Source organism: Enterobacter sp. MGH 24 (assembly GCF_000493015.1).
Classification (GTDB): Bacteria; Pseudomonadota; Gammaproteobacteria; order Enterobacterales; family Enterobacteriaceae; genus Enterobacter.
The window spans coordinates 1,160,625-1,178,543 of record NZ_KI535657.1 but is presented as its reverse complement, the minus strand read 5'-3'; the positions used below and the strand labels follow the sequence as shown (position 1 = coordinate 1,178,543).

At 54.5% G+C, this 17,919-nt stretch carries 10 protein-coding genes, 2 tRNA genes and 3 rRNA genes; 12 read left to right on the top strand and 3 right to left on the bottom strand.

Annotated elements, in window-relative coordinates; all coding sequences use genetic code 11:
* Window positions 1-4 precede the first annotated feature (4 nt).
* The 8 genes from L370_RS16195 (at window position 5) to L370_RS16230 (ending at window position 8,269) form a co-directional block, all read left to right on the top strand.
* Window positions 5-1,544, top strand: a 16S ribosomal RNA gene (locus tag L370_RS16195).
* 69 nt (window positions 1,545-1,613) lie between these two features.
* Window positions 1,614-1,690: transfer RNA gene (locus L370_RS16200), tRNA-Ile, on the top strand.
* A gap of 108 nt (window positions 1,691-1,798) precedes the next feature.
* A tRNA-Ala gene (locus L370_RS16205) sits at window positions 1,799-1,874 on the top strand.
* A 180-nt stretch (window positions 1,875-2,054) separates the two neighbouring features.
* Window positions 2,055-4,960: ribosomal RNA gene (locus L370_RS16210) — 23S ribosomal RNA — on the top strand.
* A gap of 72 nt (window positions 4,961-5,032) precedes the next feature.
* Window positions 5,033-5,148: ribosomal RNA gene (gene rrf / locus L370_RS16215) — 5S ribosomal RNA — on the top strand.
* The 16S, 23S and 5S rRNA genes sit together here with 2 tRNA genes alongside, the layout of an rRNA operon.
* Before the next feature lie 124 nt (window positions 5,149-5,272).
* Window positions 5,273-6,301 (top strand): UDP-N-acetylmuramate dehydrogenase, encoded by a 1,029-nt coding sequence (gene murB, locus L370_RS16220; protein ID WP_023333779.1) that lies wholly within the window; start codon window positions 5,273-5,275, stop codon window positions 6,299-6,301.
* On the top strand, window positions 6,298-7,260 hold the full coding sequence (gene birA / locus L370_RS16225; protein ID WP_023333778.1) for a bifunctional biotin--[acetyl-CoA-carboxylase] ligase/biotin operon repressor BirA: 963 nt from the start codon (window positions 6,298-6,300) through the stop codon (window positions 7,258-7,260). Before murB ends, birA begins: the two co-directional genes overlap by 4 nt.
* Window positions 7,261-7,276: 16 nt before the next feature.
* Window positions 7,277-8,269, top strand: a complete 993-nt coding sequence (locus tag L370_RS16230; protein WP_023333777.1) for a glycosyl hydrolase family 8 — start codon at window positions 7,277-7,279, stop codon at window positions 8,267-8,269.
* A 48-nt stretch (window positions 8,270-8,317) separates the two neighbouring features.
* Here L370_RS16230 and bcsG read toward each other — a convergent pair whose 3' ends face one another.
* Genes bcsG through bcsE form a run of 3 tightly spaced genes read right to left on the bottom strand, consistent with a single transcriptional unit; the run spans window position 8,318 to window position 11,743 of the window.
* Complete coding sequence (bcsG, locus tag L370_RS16235; protein ID WP_023333776.1) at window positions 8,318-9,997, bottom strand: cellulose biosynthesis protein BcsG; 1,680 nt, start codon at window positions 9,995-9,997, stop codon at window positions 8,318-8,320.
* Window positions 9,990-10,187 carry a cellulose biosynthesis protein BcsF gene (gene bcsF / locus L370_RS16240; protein ID WP_024908822.1) on the bottom strand — a complete coding sequence of 66 codons (198 nt, stop codon included), beginning with the start codon at window positions 10,185-10,187 and terminating at the stop codon, window positions 9,990-9,992. The genes bcsG and bcsF overlap by 8 nt, the downstream gene beginning before the upstream one ends.
* Window positions 10,181-11,743 carry a cellulose biosynthesis c-di-GMP-binding protein BcsE gene (gene bcsE, locus L370_RS16245; RefSeq protein WP_023333775.1) on the bottom strand — a complete coding sequence of 521 codons (1,563 nt, stop codon included), beginning with the start codon at window positions 11,741-11,743 and terminating at the stop codon, window positions 10,181-10,183. The genes bcsF and bcsE overlap by 7 nt, the downstream gene beginning before the upstream one ends.
* A 174-nt stretch (window positions 11,744-11,917) precedes the next feature.
* On the opposite strand from bcsE, the gene bcsR reads away from it, so the two are divergent.
* From bcsR to bcsB, 4 genes are read left to right on the top strand one after another with little or no spacing between them, the layout of a single operon-like run.
* Complete coding sequence (gene bcsR, locus L370_RS16250) at window positions 11,918-12,106, top strand: cellulose biosynthesis protein BcsR (RefSeq protein ID WP_008503237.1); 189 nt, start codon at window positions 11,918-11,920, stop codon at window positions 12,104-12,106.
* A gap of 11 nt (window positions 12,107-12,117) precedes the next feature.
* Complete coding sequence (bcsQ, locus tag L370_RS16255) at window positions 12,118-12,870, top strand: cellulose biosynthesis protein BcsQ (RefSeq protein ID WP_023333774.1); 753 nt, start codon at window positions 12,118-12,120, stop codon at window positions 12,868-12,870.
* Window positions 12,867-15,482, top strand: a complete 2,616-nt coding sequence (gene bcsA, locus L370_RS16260; RefSeq protein ID WP_023333773.1) for a UDP-forming cellulose synthase catalytic subunit — start codon at window positions 12,867-12,869, stop codon at window positions 15,480-15,482. Before bcsQ ends, bcsA begins: the two co-directional genes overlap by 4 nt.
* Before the next feature lie 10 nt (window positions 15,483-15,492).
* A complete protein-coding gene (gene bcsB, locus L370_RS16265) occupies window positions 15,493-17,913 on the top strand; it encodes a cellulose biosynthesis cyclic di-GMP-binding regulatory protein BcsB (protein WP_050582363.1) in 2,421 nt (806 codons plus the stop codon).
* Window positions 17,914-17,919 lie beyond the last annotated feature (6 nt).

The following is a 17,919-nucleotide window of genomic DNA, read 5'->3' as shown; positions in this document are numbered from 1 at the left end:
ACTTAAATTGAAGAGTTTGATCATGGCTCAGATTGAACGCTGGCGGCAGGCCTAACACATGCAAGTCGAGCGGTAGCACAGAGAGCTTGCTCTCGGGTGACGAGCGGCGGACGGGTGAGTAATGTCTGGGAAACTGCCTGATGGAGGGGGATAACTACTGGAAACGGTAGCTAATACCGCATAATGTCGCAAGACCAAAGAGGGGGACCTTCGGGCCTCTTGCCATCAGATGTGCCCAGATGGGATTAGCTAGTAGGTGGGGTAACGGCTCACCTAGGCGACGATCCCTAGCTGGTCTGAGAGGATGACCAGCCACACTGGAACTGAGACACGGTCCAGACTCCTACGGGAGGCAGCAGTGGGGAATATTGCACAATGGGCGCAAGCCTGATGCAGCCATGCCGCGTGTATGAAGAAGGCCTTCGGGTTGTAAAGTACTTTCAGCGGGGAGGAAGGTGTTGAGGTTAATAACCTCAGCAATTGACGTTACCCGCAGAAGAAGCACCGGCTAACTCCGTGCCAGCAGCCGCGGTAATACGGAGGGTGCAAGCGTTAATCGGAATTACTGGGCGTAAAGCGCACGCAGGCGGTCTGTCAAGTCGGATGTGAAATCCCCGGGCTCAACCTGGGAACTGCATTCGAAACTGGCAGGCTAGAGTCTTGTAGAGGGGGGTAGAATTCCAGGTGTAGCGGTGAAATGCGTAGAGATCTGGAGGAATACCGGTGGCGAAGGCGGCCCCCTGGACAAAGACTGACGCTCAGGTGCGAAAGCGTGGGGAGCAAACAGGATTAGATACCCTGGTAGTCCACGCCGTAAACGATGTCGACTTGGAGGTTGTGCCCTTGAGGCGTGGCTTCCGGAGCTAACGCGTTAAGTCGACCGCCTGGGGAGTACGGCCGCAAGGTTAAAACTCAAATGAATTGACGGGGGCCCGCACAAGCGGTGGAGCATGTGGTTTAATTCGATGCAACGCGAAGAACCTTACCTACTCTTGACATCCAGAGAACTTTCCAGAGATGGATTGGTGCCTTCGGGAACTCTGAGACAGGTGCTGCATGGCTGTCGTCAGCTCGTGTTGTGAAATGTTGGGTTAAGTCCCGCAACGAGCGCAACCCTTATCCTTTGTTGCCAGCGGTTCGGCCGGGAACTCAAAGGAGACTGCCAGTGATAAACTGGAGGAAGGTGGGGATGACGTCAAGTCATCATGGCCCTTACGAGTAGGGCTACACACGTGCTACAATGGCGCATACAAAGAGAAGCGACCTCGCGAGAGCAAGCGGACCTCATAAAGTGCGTCGTAGTCCGGATTGGAGTCTGCAACTCGACTCCATGAAGTCGGAATCGCTAGTAATCGTAGATCAGAATGCTACGGTGAATACGTTCCCGGGCCTTGTACACACCGCCCGTCACACCATGGGAGTGGGTTGCAAAAGAAGTAGGTAGCTTAACCTTCGGGAGGGCGCTTACCACTTTGTGATTCATGACTGGGGTGAAGTCGTAACAAGGTAACCGTAGGGGAACCTGCGGTTGGATCACCTCCTTACCTTAAAGAACCTGCCTTTGCAGTGCTCACACAGATTGTCTGATGAAAAACAGCAGTAAAAATCTCTGCAGGCTTGTAGCTCAGGTGGTTAGAGCGCACCCCTGATAAGGGTGAGGTCGGTGGTTCAAGTCCACTCAGGCCTACCAAATTTTTGCTGATGCTGCGTTGCGGCGACACTCACATACTTCAGTATGCTTCGTGTCACCACGCCTTGCCTCAACAAAAATTACCGGTACAGAGGTTGGCAAAACGATGGGGCTATAGCTCAGCTGGGAGAGCGCCTGCTTTGCACGCAGGAGGTCTGCGGTTCGATCCCGCATAGCTCCACCATCTTTTACTGCGAACACAAGAAAACTTCAGAGTGAACCTGAAAAGGTGCACTGCGAAGTTTTGCTCTTTAAAAATCTGGATCAAGCTGAAAATTGAAACGACACACAGTTAATGTGTGTTCGAGTCTCTCAAATTTTCGCAAGTCGATGATGAATCGAAAGAAACATCTTCGGGTTGTGAGGTTAAGCGACTAAGCGTACACGGTGGATGCCCTGGCAGTCAGAGGCGATGAAGGACGTGCTAATCTGCGAAAAGCGCCGGCGAGGTGATATGAACCTTTGACCCGGCGATGTCCGAATGGGGAAACCCAGTGTGATTCGTCACACTATCGTTAACTGAATACATAGGTTAACGAGGCGAACCGGGGGAACTGAAACATCTAAGTACCCCGAGGAAAAGAAATCAACCGAGATTCCCCCAGTAGCGGCGAGCGAACGGGGAGCAGCCCAGAGTCTGAATCAGCTTGTGTGTTAGTGGAACGGTCTGGAAAGTCCGGCGATACAGGGTGATAGCCCCGTACACGAAAGCACACAGGTTGTGAACTCGAAGAGTAGGGCGGGACACGTGGTATCCTGTCTGAATATGGGGGGACCATCCTCCAAGGCTAAATACTCCTGACTGACCGATAGTGAACCAGTACCGTGAGGGAAAGGCGAAAAGAACCCCGGCGAGGGGAGTGAAAAAGAACCTGAAACCGTGTACGTACAAGCAGTGGGAGCACCTTCGTGGTGTGACTGCGTACCTTTTGTATAATGGGTCAGCGACTTATATTCTGTAGCAAGGTTAACCGTATAGGGGAGCCGAAGGGAAACCGAGTCTTAACTGGGCGTTAAGTTGCAGGGTATAGACCCGAAACCCGGTGATCTAGCCATGGGCAGGTTGAAGGTTGGGTAACACTAACTGGAGGACCGAACCGACTAATGTTGAAAAATTAGCGGATGACTTGTGGCTGGGGGTGAAAGGCCAATCAAACCGGGAGATAGCTGGTTCTCCCCGAAAGCTATTTAGGTAGCGCCTCGTGAACTCATCTTCGGGGGTAGAGCACTGTTTCGGCTAGGGGGCCATCCCGGCTTACCAACCCGATGCAAACTACGAATACCGAAGAATGTTATCACGGGAGACACACGGCGGGTGCTAACGTCCGTCGTGAAGAGGGAAACAACCCAGACCGCCAGCTAAGGTCCCAAAGTCATGGTTAAGTGGGAAACGATGTGGGAAGGCACAGACAGCCAGGATGTTGGCTTAGAAGCAGCCATCATTTAAAGAAAGCGTAATAGCTCACTGGTCGAGTCGGCCTGCGCGGAAGATGTAACGGGGCTAAACCATGCACCGAAGCTGCGGCAGCGACGCTTATGCGTTGTTGGGTAGGGGAGCGTTCTGTAAGCCGTTGAAGGTGTGCTGTGAGGCATGCTGGAGGTATCAGAAGTGCGAATGCTGACATAAGTAACGATAAAGCGGGTGAAAAGCCCGCTCGCCGGAAGACCAAGGGTTCCTGTCCAACGTTAATCGGGGCAGGGTGAGTCGACCCCTAAGGCGAGGCCGAAAGGCGTAGTCGATGGGAAACAGGTTAATATTCCTGTACTTGGTGTTACTGCGAAGGGGGGACGGAGAAGGCTATGTTAGCCGGGCGACGGTTGTCCCGGTTTAAGCATGTAGGCGGAACGATTAGGTAAATCCGGTCGTTTATTAACGCTGAGGTGTGATGACGAGGCACTACGGTGCTGAAGTAACAAATGCCCTGCTTCCAGGAAAAGCCTCTAAGCATCAGGTAACATCAAATCGTACCCCAAACCGACACAGGTGGTCAGGTAGAGAATACCAAGGCGCTTGAGAGAACTCGGGTGAAGGAACTAGGCAAAATGGTGCCGTAACTTCGGGAGAAGGCACGCTGATATGTAGGTGAAGCCCCTGCGGGTGGAGCTGAAATCAGTCGAAGATACCAGCTGGCTGCAACTGTTTATTAAAAACACAGCACTGTGCAAACACGAAAGTGGACGTATACGGTGTGACGCCTGCCCGGTGCCGGAAGGTTAATTGATGGGGTTAGCGGCAACGCGAAGCTCTTGATCGAAGCCCCGGTAAACGGCGGCCGTAACTATAACGGTCCTAAGGTAGCGAAATTCCTTGTCGGGTAAGTTCCGACCTGCACGAATGGCGTAATGATGGCCAGGCTGTCTCCACCCGAGACTCAGTGAAATTGAACTCGCTGTGAAGATGCAGTGTACCCGCGGCAAGACGGAAAGACCCCGTGAACCTTTACTATAGCTTGACACTGAACACTGGTCCTTGATGTGTAGGATAGGTGGGAGGCTTTGAAGCGTGGACGCCAGTCTGCGTGGAGCCAACCTTGAAATACCACCCTTTAATGGCTGGTGTTCTAACGTAGACCCGTAATCCGGGTTGCGGACAGTGTCTGGTGGGTAGTTTGACTGGGGCGGTCTCCTCCCAAAGAGTAACGGAGGAGCACGAAGGTTAGCTAATCCTGGTCGGACATCAGGAGGTTAGTGCAATGGCATAAGCTAGCTTGACTGCGAGAGTGACGGCTCGAGCAGGTGCGAAAGCAGGTCATAGTGATCCGGTGGTTCTGAATGGAAGGGCCATCGCTCAACGGATAAAAGGTACTCCGGGGATAACAGGCTGATACCGCCCAAGAGTTCATATCGACGGCGGTGTTTGGCACCTCGATGTCGGCTCATCACATCCTGGGGCTGAAGTAGGTCCCAAGGGTATGGCTGTTCGCCATTTAAAGTGGTACGCGAGCTGGGTTTAGAACGTCGTGAGACAGTTCGGTCCCTATCTGCCGTGGGCGCTGGAGAATTGAGGGGGGCTGCTCCTAGTACGAGAGGACCGGAGTGGACGCATCACTGGTGTTCGGGTTGTCATGCCAATGGCACTGCCCGGTAGCTAAATGCGGAAAAGATAAGTGCTGAAAGCATCTAAGCACGAAACTTGCCCCGAGATGAGTTCTCCCTGAGACTTTAAGTCTCCTGAAGGAACGTTGAAGACTACGACGTTGATAGGTCGGGTGTGTAAGCGCAGCGATGCGTTGAGCTAACCGATACTAATGAACCGTGAGGCTTAACCTTACAACGCCGAAGCTGTTTCGGCGGACGAGAGACAGAAGATTTTCAGCTTTGATACAGATTTAACAGAATTTGCCTGGCGGCTTTAGCGCGGTGGTCCCACCTGACCCCATGCCGAACTCAGAAGTGAAACGCCGTAGCGCCGATGGTAGTGTGGGGTCTCCCCATGTGAGAGTAGGGAACTGCCAGGCTTCAAATAAGTGAAGAGGCCATCCGGAAGGATGGCCTTTTTGCGTTTATACGCTGCACAAACTAATCCCCCAATCCCCTGCTTATACGGTAAACTACCTGCGTTTTTGCATCAGGATAGCGTCTATGAACCACTCCCTTAAGCCCTGGAATACCTTTGGCATTCAACGCAATGCTAAACAAATTGTACGTGCCGATACTGCACAGCAACTGCTGGATGCATGGCAAAGCGCAACAGAAAATAATGAACCCGTACTGATTCTGGGCGAAGGAAGTAATGTCCTGTTTCTCGATGATTTTGCGGGAACGGTGATCGTTAACCGCATCATGGGTATTGATGTTGAAGAGCGTGCCGACAGCTGGCATGTGCACGTGGGGGCCGGAGAAAACTGGCATCATTTGGTACAATTTACCCTCGAAAAAGGGATGCCGGGGCTGGAAAATCTTGCGCTTATTCCTGGCTGCGCCGGATCGTCACCTATTCAAAACATCGGCGCCTACGGCATCGAACTGAAACATGTCTGTGAATATGTCGACTGCATCGAACTGGCGACCGGAACGGCTAAGCGTTTAACGGCAGAACAGTGCCGATTTGGCTATCGTGACAGTATCTTCAAACATGAATATCAGGATCGCTACGTGATTGTTGCCGTGGGTCTGCGCCTGTTGAAGAACTGGCAGCCGGTGTTGACCTATGGAGATTTAACGCGTCTCGATCCGGCGACCGTTACCGCCCGCGACGTTTTTGACTCGGTTTGCCATATGCGAATGACCAAACTTCCCGATCCAAAAGTAAACGGAAACGCTGGCAGTTTCTTCAAAAACCCGGTTATCAGCCGCGAAAATGCAAAAGTCTTTCTTGAAGGTTGGCCAGCAGCGCCACATTACCCTCAGGCGGATGGCAGCGTGAAGCTGGCGGCGGGTTGGCTTATCGATCAATGCCAGCTAAAAGGCGCTTCAGTAGGCGGTGCTGCCGTTCATCAGCAGCAGGCTCTGGTGCTGATTAATCAACGCGATGCGACCAGCGATGATGTTATACAGCTGGCTCATTATGTTCGTCAGCGTGTGGGCGAAAAGTTTAACGTCTGGCTGGAGCCAGAAGTTCGCTTCATTGGCCGCACAGGTGAAGTCAATGCCGTGGAGGCCATCGCGTGAAGGACAATACCGTTCCCTTAACCCTGATTAGCATCCTTGCTGACGGCGAGTTTCATTCTGGCGAGCAGCTGGGTGAACAGCTTGGCATGAGCCGTGCTGCTATCAATAAACATATCCAGACGCTTCGCGACTGGGGTGTTGATGTGTTCACGGTTCCCGGAAAAGGCTACAGTCTGCCGGAGCCTATTCAATTGCTGAATGAAGAAACGATCCGCAGCCAGATTGGACACGGCAATGTTGCGGTGCTGCCGGTGATTGATTCGACGAACCAGTATCTTCTGGATCGTCTGCCTGAGCTGGAATCCGGTGATGCCTGCGTTGCAGAATATCAACAGGCCGGTCGTGGTCGCCGCGGGCGCAAATGGTTTTCGCCATTTGGCGCCAACCTCTATTTGTCCATGTACTGGCGACTCGATCAGGGCCCGGCCGCTGCCATTGGCCTGAGTCTGGTCATCGGCATCGTCATGGCGGAAGTGCTGCACGATCTGGGAGCGGATAAAGTCCGTGTTAAATGGCCTAATGACCTGTACCTCAACGATCGTAAACTTGCGGGTATTCTTGTCGAACTGACGGGGAAAACGGGCGATGCGGCGCAAATCGTCATTGGTGCAGGCCTCAATATGGTGATGCGCAATGTACAAAATGATGTGGTGAATCAGGCCTGGACTAACCTTCAGGAGGCGGGCATCGTCATCGATCGTAACACCCTCGCCGTGCGTATGATTAAAGAGTTGCGCAGCTCGCTGACGCTTTTTGAGCAGGAAGGGCTGGCACCGTTCCTGTCTCGTTGGGAAAAGCTGGATAACTTCATCAACCGCCCGGTGAAATTGCTGATTGGTGATAAAGAGATCTACGGGACTTCACGCGGTATTGACGCACAGGGCGCGCTGCTCCTGGAGCAGGATGGCGTGATCAAACCCTGGATGGGCGGTGAGATTTCCCTTCGGAGTGCCGAATAATCGGATGGAGTGAATGATGCGAAAACCCGTCTGCGCGACGCTGGCCGTCATGATGAGTCTGCTGTTCTCGCCTCTCTCTCATGCGGATCGGGCCTGGGAAAGTTACAAGGCCCGTTTTTTCAAACCGGAAGGCCGCATTGTTGATACCGGCAATGGCGGCGTGTCGCACACGGAAGGTCAGGGTTTTGCCATGCTGATGGCGGTGGCTAACGACGATAAGGCCACGTTTGATAAGCTCTGGCAGTGGACAGACAGTCAGCTAAAGAACAAAGAGAATGGTCTCTTTTACTGGCGCTATAACCCCGCAGAGGCCAACCCGGTTGCCGACAAAAACAACGCTGCAGATGGCGACGTGCTGATTGCCTGGGCGTTGCTCAAAGCCGACGCCCGCTGGCATGACAAGCGCTACAGCGCCGCATCGGATGCCATTACAAAAGCACTGATTGACCACAGCGTGATCCGCTATGCCGGTTACCGCGTGATGCTGCCCGGCGTCGAGGGGTTTAAGCTTGAGGGGGAAGTGGTCCTTAATCCTTCCTATTTCGTGTTCCCGGCCTGGCAGGCCTTCGCCGGCCGCAGTCATTTGCCGGTCTGGCGCGATTTGATTAAGGACGGGAAACGCCTGTTGGGGAAAATGGGCTCGGGTAAAGCGAATCTGCCCACTGACTGGGTTTCACTGGCATCAGGTGGCAAGCTGGCTCCTGCCAAAGGCTGGCCGCCGCGAATGAGCTATGACGCGATTCGCATTCCGCTGTATGTTGCCTGGTCTGATAAGCAAAGCCCGCTGCTGATGCCGTGGAAGGCCTGGTTCGGTCAGTTCCCCCGGGAACAAACTCCCGCCTGGGTTAACGTCACGACCAACGAGCATGCGCCCTACATGATGGAAGGCGGCCTGCTGGCAGTGAGGGATTTCACGATGGGACAGTCTTCCGGTGAACCCGAAATCACCGCTAAAGACGACTACTATTCAGCAAGTCTGAAAATGCTGGTGTGGATCGCCCAGCAATAATGTCGATATAGTCCCTCTCCCGGACGGGGAGAGGGACGTCATACCGTGTTACTGCGGATACGGTACCCAATCCCCGCCGTTCAGGCGAACGTACGGTTTGTTCTGATACTGGATCACCACCGCGTTGGCGTTCTCGGAAACTTCCGCCGTTTGCGGCAGTTTGCTGGTGAGCTGATCCCAGTTCACGCTATCTTCCACAAACAGCTTCCCATCAACGGCGCGGGCAACCAGCTCAGAGATCGCCAGATAGCTGGTTGGCTGTGTAATCTCAATCGGTGCGCCCTGATGCGGTGCCTTCATACCAAAGAATTTAATGCCTGCAGGCACGTTGGTGATGGATGGACTTGGGATGTCACGCAGACCGGACACCTGCATTCTGTCACCTTTCAGCGCACCACCGTGCTCAGGTACCACAACCACCATCACTTTACGGCCCGATTTTTCCAGCTCCGTGAAGAACGCGTCCAGCTCGTCAAAGAATTTCTGCGCACGCACTTTATAATCTGCCGTTTTGCTTACGCCCGGGAAATGGTTACCGTCGTGGAGCGGCAGGGTATTAAAGAACGTCGCGCTGCGTGGATTACTGTCTTTTTCGATGGTCTGCAGCCAGCGCTGCAGGACGGCGGTATCGTCATAAACGGGTGAACCGTCGAAGCCAAGCAGAGAGACAGGAAGACCGGTTTGGTCCATCAGCGGTGCCTGCATGCCACCTTCTTCGCGCACCTCTTTCAGGAAGTTACCGAACTGGCCGTTATGCCCCAGCATCAGATGCTGCGTAAAGCCCAGTTTTGCGAGGTTATCGAACAGATAACACTGGTTACCGGCGGGTTGATACAGGTTTTTATGCGATGTCTGACCGCAGCTTGCACGTAGCAGGCGGATCGCCGCCGGGCCGCTGTAGGAGGTGGCAGAGTTGAAATCTTTAAACTGAATATCGAAGTGTGACCACAGCGGATGAGACATCAAACCGGCAGCGTCCACGTCGGCCCAGGAGAGAGAGCAGATGTTGATTACCAGCAGTTCAAACGGCTGAGCATCCGCCGGCAGCGCATCCGGGAATTTAGTCTGTCGCTTGTCTTCCGCGGTATAGAAACTGGAGAGCCAGGCGTTTAGGTTGGTTGAAGTCGGTGGTGCGGTCTGGGTTGGGATATCACCCACCACAGGCGTATCGCCTGCCGTTGTGACGGTTGCCGCTGCGCTGCCCCCTGTGGTGGTCACCGTGGTGGTCGGTTGACCGGCAGGCCACAGCGAAAAGCTTGGCCCAGCCAGCGTCAGCACGTTAAGCCAGATCATAATCGCAACGACAAACACCGTGATGCGGATCCACTGTGACAGGAACAGCCAGGCAACCAGCAGCACGAATACCGCGCCAATCATCTGCCAGTTAATAAAGCGCTCGGTCAGGTCGAGGACATAGCTGGCGCTAAAGCCCGCCACCTGCGACCCCTGGCTCATAATGCTGTCCGGCCCCGGTAGCCAGGTATCATGCCAGAACAGCGCAAAGCCGACAGGTATAGCGACCCAGTGGCGTAAGCGATGCAGCCTGATATTCGGCAGCGGCATCAGCAGGAAGGCCATAAACACGAGGTTGAGAAGGGGATGGAAATTCAGATAGCCTGCCCACAGCAGACCAAACTTCACCAGAAAGTAGAAGTTCCAGCCGGAAAGGCCGCGCCAGTATTGCCAGAGCGGCGAGGGTGACGAAGCGGTATAGGTAGAGTTAGTCATGTTTTCGGTCTGCCTTGACGTGTGATGCCCGTGTCAGTGTTCCGGCTGGTTTTACATAGCGAGGTTTTATAAACAGCACTCTGGCCGTATCACGGATACGGCGTATGGAATGGCGCGCATAGTAGCCAAGCGGGAAAAAGATCAGCGCACAGAATATAACCAGTTGAATGATATCGCTGATATTCATGATGATGCATTCTCCGCGTTGTCTGTTAATAAGCGAAGGGGTTCCGGAACCCGACGCCAGACGTGTCCATCGTGTCTGGCATTGAGGATCGGCTTGGCATCGCTCTTGATAGCAATCGGCTTAACCCATTGTTCAGGCTGGAGCGCACGCATCTGCACCAGCTCCGCGCTGATCGTATTATCTTCGAACCAAATCATACGGTTCGAGAAAATATCCCCGGTAGGCAGGGGGAAGATGTGGTTAAGCGCCGTATCGAGATCGTTTACCCGGCAGAAGGACAAAAACAGCACCAGGCGATTGTCACCAATGGTCATAATGTCCCCTGTACGGTTCGGGCGACATAAGGTGAGAGCCTGTTCAACGCGAATACCCGGTACAGGACGCAGGGCAACCATGACCCCTTTTCCGTCAGCAGGAAGAAGCGTGTTGCTCATCATGTTGCCGACGGCGTCGCAGAAGGTATCCCATTTTTGATATCCGCGCAGCTTCATTGGCTGCGTCATGGAGAGCAGCGTGGAGATGTCTTCCGGTACATGGCGGCTAAATTGCTGGCCCTGAACGCTTTCGATAAGCGTCAGGCAGCGTGACAATGGCGCATTCCATGGAATAACCATGTTGGCGCCGCAGCCAAGAAGCAGCCGCTCATCGGTGGCGCGCAGGCTGGTATTATTTTCGCGCACGATGATTTTTAACGCACTGCCGCGCTGGCGGCGTAAGGTGTGGATTTGCCTTGCCAGCGTCTCAATCTGGTTATTCTGCATCAGCGAGAAAATAATGGTTGCCGCCTGGGTTGTGCGGGCTTCATGAAAAAGGGCTTCGTTAGATTCAAACAGTGACCAGTTTTCCGACAGGGCAGGTGCTCCCTCTAAAACCGCGATATGGCTCAGGATACGTTTTTCATCACTGCGCGGCTGCACCACGGTTTCTTCCTGCTGCGCCAGGTGCCACTCGCCTTCAATATGTTTCAGCGTAAGCTGTTGTCTGGCGCTCACGCCTTTTTCATTACACCAAAATGCAATATCGTAGAGATAGCTTCCCGCCTGGTCACGAACGCTTGCCAGACCGAAAAGGGAGCGATATTCACCCATTAAAAGTGAGAACAGCTTGTCATTATTACTGCCGGGATTGACTATCAATAGCGTGCAATTTTGAAATTTTGCCCATTTATTGATTTTTTCCAGCCACGGCAGCAGTTTTTCAGCAGGGATATTTTGCAGGACGTTATTTGCACATTTAAGAATCACTAAATAGTGATCCGGATCAATAGAGCACTGAACGTCGCGGGACAAAAAGTATAGACTATCGGCTTCCGATGTCATGGAAAATAATCGCACCGTCTGGGGGCCGCGACCACTTTCAAGCGTGATAATTTTCTTTGGATCTTCGCCCATGCTAATGACGGCCACGCGGGAATCCTTATCCTGAGCAGCAATTGTCTGGTTTACCAGACCGATAGCATCTTCATTACGGTCCGTATTAATCCACCAGACTCCTCCGACTGGCATGTGGCTCAATTCGTCCCATAATGACTGGATGCCAATAGAAAATATGGAGTCCACGGTGTCCCTCTTTTCGTCTAATTTATCTGTATCTCAGTTTACTAGCGAAAGCGTAGAAATAAACCTAACATTGAAATTAAAGAACATCAGATTTAGCATGTAAATGAAATTTCATAGGGCAGGATGCCTCGCTACTTCTGATCTGGCGATTCTACGCAAAGGGATGGAAAAAGAATGGATAATAATGAACCCGGTACCCCAGTCGATTCGACCCTGGGTTACACATTCCAAAACGATTTTCTGGCGCTGACGCAGGCCTTTTCTTTACCTGAAATAGATTACACCGATATTTCCCAGCGGGAACAGTTGGCTGCGGCTATTAAACGCTGGCCGTTATTAGCTGAATTCGCCCATCAACAATAAGGGAGCCATTGATGGCCATACTCGGATTACAGGGTGTCCGTGGCGGTGTGGGTACCACATCAGTTACCGCGGCGCTCGCGTGGTCATTACAGCTTTTAGGTGAATCGGTGCTGGTTATTGACGCCTGCGCCGATAATTTGTTGCGTATGTCGTTTAACGTCGACTTTTCTCGCGAAGAGGGCTGGGCCCGCGCGCTGCTTGATGATAAAGACTGGCAGGATGCAGGGATGCGCTATACCTCCCAGCTCGATCTGCTGCCGTTTGGTCAACTGACCACCACGGAACGCGAGAATGAAGCCGCGTATCAGCGCCTGTTTTCGCAATTCACGCTGGCGCTGCAAACCCTGAAAGAAAAGGGACACTACAAGTGGATCCTGCTGGATCTGCCGCACGGCGCCGGCACGCTGACCCGACAGCTTATCGCCCAGTGCGATCATATACTTTCCATCGTCAACGTCGATGCGAACTGCCATATCCGCCTGCATCAGCAGGGGCTGCCTCAGAACGCTCACCTTCTGATTAACGATTTGCGCATTGGCAGCCAGATCCAGGACGATCTGTATCAGGTCTGGCTGCAAAGCCAGCGCCGTCTGCTTCCCATTGTCATCCATCGTGATGAGGGAATGGCGGAATGCCTTGCGTCTAAGCAACCGCTCGGCGAATACCGCAGCGATTCACTGGCGGCAGAAGAGATCCTGACGCTGGCTAACTGGTGTCTGCTAAACTTCGCCAACAGGGCGGAGCATGCAGGGAGTTCTGTATGAGTCGTCTCGCCAGCTGGTTACTCATCCCGCCGGTCAGTTCGCGTTTGAGCGAACACTACCGGCATTTCCGCCGGCACGGTGCTTCGGCATTTAGCGCCGCGCTCGGCTGTTTCTGGATGATTCTGGCCTGGATGTTTATTCCACTCGAACACCCGCGCTGGCAGCGCATACGCGCACGGCAAAGCGAGCTCTATCCGCACATTAACCCCGACCGGCCGCGTCCTTTGGATCCGGCGCGTTATCTCATTCAGGCCATCTGGCTGGCGGTCACGTCATCCCGCTCAGAGACAATAACGCCGCACTGGCGCAGCTTCTCACGCGTGCAACAGTTACGTGAACGTTACCACCAGTGGCTGGATAAACTGCCCGACAGCGTAAGCGATAAGACCAGCCATCTGGATAACCATAAAGAGCTCGGGCATCTCCATCCGGGCCTGCGGCGTTTTATCCTCGGGGTGATCGTCGTGTTCTCGCTCATTCTGGCGCTGGTCTGTATTACGCAACCTTTTAACCCTCTGGCGCAGTTCACCTTCCTGATTCTGCTGTGGGGCGTGGCGCTGCTGGTCCGCCGCATTCCGGGCCGCTTCTCGGCGCTGATGCTGATTGTGTTGTCGTTGACCGTCTCCTGTCGCTACATCTGGTGGCGTTATACCTCAACCCTGAACTGGGACGACCCGGTCAGCCTGGTGTGCGGCCTGGTGCTGCTGTTTGCAGAAACCTACGCCTGGATCGTGCTGGTGCTGGGCTATTTCCAGGTCATTTGGCCGCTCAACCGCCAGCCGGTTCCACTGCCAAAAGACACCGCGCAGTGGCCGTCTGTCGATCTCTTTGTACCGACCTACAACGAAGATCTGAGCGTGGTGAAAAACACCATTTATGCCGCGCTGGGCATCGACTGGCCAAAAGACAAGCTCAAGGTCTGGATCCTGGATGACGGCAACCGTCCGGCGTTCCGCCAGTTCGCAGAGGAGGTGGGTGTCGAGTACATCGCTCGTCCAACTCACGAGCATGCAAAAGCCGGGAATATCAACAACGCGTTGAAGTATGCCACAGGGGAGTTTGTCTCGATCTTTGACTGTGACCACGTGCCGACGCGCTCGTTCCTGCAGATGACCATGGGCTGGTTCCTGAAGGAGAAAGAGCTGGCGATGATGCAGACGCCGCACCACTTCTTCTCGCCGGACCCGTTTGAACGTAACCTTGGCCGTTTCCGTAAAACCCCGAACGAAGGCACGCTATTCTATGGCCTGGTGCAGGACGGAAACGACATGTGGGATGCCACCTTCTTCTGCGGCTCCTGTGCGGTTATCCGCCGTAAACCGCTGGATGAAATTGGCGGTATCGCCGTCGAGACGGTGACTGAAGATGCGCACACTTCTCTTCGTCTGCACCGTCGTGGGTATACCTCAGCCTATATGCGTATTCCGCAGGCTGCCGGTCTGGCAACGGAGTCACTGTCGGCGCACATTGGCCAGCGTATTCGCTGGGCGCGCGGGATGGTGCAGATTTTCCGTCTTGATAACCCACTGATAGGGAAAGGACTCAAGCTGGCGCAACGTCTCTGCTACGTCAACGCCATGTTCCACTTCTTATCCGGTATTCCGCGGCTGATCTTCCTGACCGCGCCGCTGGCGTTCCTGCTCCTTCACGCTTATATCATTTACGCCCCGGCGCTGATGATTGCGCTGTTTGTTCTGCCGCACATGATCCATGCGAGCCTCACGAACTCGAAGATACAGGGTAAATACCGCCATTCTTTCTGGAGTGAAATCTACGAAACGGTGCTGGCCTGGTACATCGCGCCGCCGACGATGGTAGCGCTGATTAACCCGCATAAGGGGAAATTCAACGTCACCGCGAAGGGCGGCCTGGTGGAAGAGGAGTATGTCGACTGGGTGATCTCCCGTCCGTATATCTTCCTGGTACTGCTGAATATTGTGGGCGTCATCGCCGGTATCTGGCGTTACTTCTACGGCCCGGAAAACGAAATCCTGACCGTCTTCGTCAGTATGGCATGGGTCTTCTACAACCTGATTATCCTCGGCGGCGCGGTAGCCGTGTCGGTGGAGAGCAAACAGGTTCGTCGTGCGCATCGCGTGGAAATCTGCATGCCTGCGGCGATCGCCCGTGAAGATGGCCATCTCTTCTCCTGTACCGTGCACGACTTCTCTGACGGTGGTCTGGGGATCAAAATCAACGGCCAGGCGAAGGTGCTGGAAGGGCAGAAAGTCAACCTGCTGCTTAAGCGCGGTCAGCAGGAGTATGTCTTCCCGACTCAGGTGGTTCGCGTGGCGGGCAATGAAGTCGGTCTGCAGCTGATGCCGTTGACCAAAAAGCAACATATCGATTTTGTGCAGTGTACGTTTGCCCGCGCGGATACGTGGGCTCTCTGGCAGGACAGCTTCCCTGAGGATAAGCCTCTGGAAAGCCTGCTGGATATTCTTAAGCTGGGGTTCCGTGGCTATCGTCACCTTGCAGAATTTGCCCCGTCGTCGGTGAAATTAATTTTCCGGTCACTTACTTCACTGGTTTCCTGGGTCGTGTCGTTCATTCCGCGTCGACCTGAGCGAGATGAAGCGAAGCAGGCGGACCCGGTTATGGCTCAACAATGATGATAACGCGATGAAAACAAAACTTTCCTGGTTATGTGCAGTGGCAATGGGGATGAATGTCCTCCCCGCAACAATGGCTAACGCAGCTCCTGATAACGCAGCGGCAACGCCTGCGCCAACGGTACCTGTCGTCGCGCAGGCAACCGATCCGGTTGTGACCGCGGCACCTGGCCAAACAGAAAATATCACGCCGAACCAGCCAACGGAGGGGAACACCCTGCCGGCAGACGGCCAGGTCATCGGGCAGGTGATGCCCGGCGTCCGGGGGGCGAATGCGCCCGTCGTCGCGGACAATGCGCCGTCGCGGGACGTGAAGCTGACCTTCGCGCAAATCGCACCGCCTCCGGGCAGTATGGTGCTGCGCGGCATCAACCCTAACGGCGGCATTGAGTTTGGTATGCGCAGCGATGAGGTCGTCTCTAATGCGGTGCTGAACCTTGAATACACCCCGTCGCCGTCTCTGCTGCCGACACAGTCTCAGCTGAAGGTCTACCTGAATGATGAACTGATGGACGTGCTGCCGGTCACGAAAGAGCAGCTGGGCAAGAAAACCCAGGCTCAGGTGCCGATCAACCCGCTGTTCATCACTGACTTTAACCGTATTCGTCTGGAATTTGTCGGTCACTACCGCGATGTCTGCGAAAACCCGTCCAGCAACACGCTGTGGATGGACGTCGGACGTAACTCCTCGCTGCAGATGACCTACCAGTCGCTGGCGCTGAAAAACGATCTCTCGGCATTCCCGGTTCCGTTCTTTGACCCGCGTGATAACCGTCCGCTCACGCTGCCGATGGTGTTTGCCTCTTCCCCGGACGTGACCGAGCAGCTGGCGGCTACCATCGTGGCGTCCTGGTTTGGTTCACGTGCCGGGTGGCGTGGACAGAGCTTCCCGGCGATGTATGACAAACTGCCGGACAGAAATGCCATTGTGTTTGCGACCAACGCAAAACGCCCGGCCTTCCTGCGCGATCATCCGGACGTCAAAGCGCCGACCGTTGAGATGATAAGCCACCCGGAAAACCCGTACGTGAAGCTGCTGGTGGTCTTTGGCCGTGATGATAAAGATCTGGTGCAGGCCGCAAAAGCGATTGCCCAAGGCAATGTCCTTTTCCGCGGTAACAGCGTGGTGGTGGATGAGGTTAAACCGCTTCTGGCGCGTAAACCTTATGATGCGCCAAACTGGGTGCGTACCGACCGTGCGGTGACATTTGGCGAACTGAAAACCTATGAAGAACAGCTGCAGGCAACGGGGCTTGAGCCCGCGCCGATTAGCCTGTCACTGAATCTGCCGCCGGATCTGTACCTGCTGCGTACCAACGGCATTGATATCAATCTGAACTACCGCTATACCGCGCCAGCGACCAAAGACAGCTCGCGCATGGATATCAGCCTGAACAACCAGTTCCTGCAATCGTTCAGCCTGCAAAGCACCCAGGATACTAACCGCCTGATGCTTCGCCTGCCGGTATTGCAGGGGCTGCTGGACGGTAAAACGGATGTCTCCATCCCGGCACTGAAGCTGGGTGCGATAAATCAGCTGCGCTTTGACTTCCAGTACATGAACCCGATGCCTGGCGGCTCGGCGGAAAACTGCATCACCTTCCAGCCGGTCCAGAACCACGTCGTGATTGGCGATGAGTCGACCATCGACTTCTCGAAGTACTATCACTTCCTGGCGATGCCGGATCTGCGCGCCTTTGCTAACGCGGGCTTCCCATTCAGCCGCATGGCCGATCTCTCTGACTCCATTGTCGTGATGCCAAAAGCGCCAAGCGAAGGGCAGGTCACGACCCTGCTGGACACCATGGCGGCCGTTGGGGGGCAGACGGGATTACCGGCGATTAACGTCACCTTGACGGACGATGGCAGCCAGATTCAGAACAAAGACGCTGACATCATGGTGATCGGTACCATTCCGGATACGCTGAAGGATGACAAACGTATCGATCTGCTGGTGAAAGCGGCCCAGTCCTGGGTTAACACGCCGCTGCGTCAGACCGAGTTCCCGAGCATTATGCCGGATGTGAACGATCGTCAGGCCAGCGCGCAGACGACGGTAACGTCTCAGGGGGCAATGGCTGCGGTGGTGGGCTTCCAGTCACCTTACAACGACCAGCGTAGCGTGGTGGCTCTCCTGGCGGACAGCCCGCGCGGGTATGAACTGCTCAATACGGCCATGAACGACAGCGGTAAACGTGCCGCGATGTTTGGTTCTGTGTCGGTGATCCGTGAGTCCGGCGTTAATAGCCTGCGCGTAGGTGATGTGTATTACGTAGGCCATCTGCCGTGGTTCGAACGCCTGTGGTATGCGCTGGCTAACCATCCGGTTCTGCTTGCCATCCTGGCTGCGGTCAGCGTGGTCTTGCTGGCATGGGTGCTGTGGCGTCTGCTGCGTATCATCAGCCGTCGTCGCCTGAACCCGGATGAGTAAGATGTG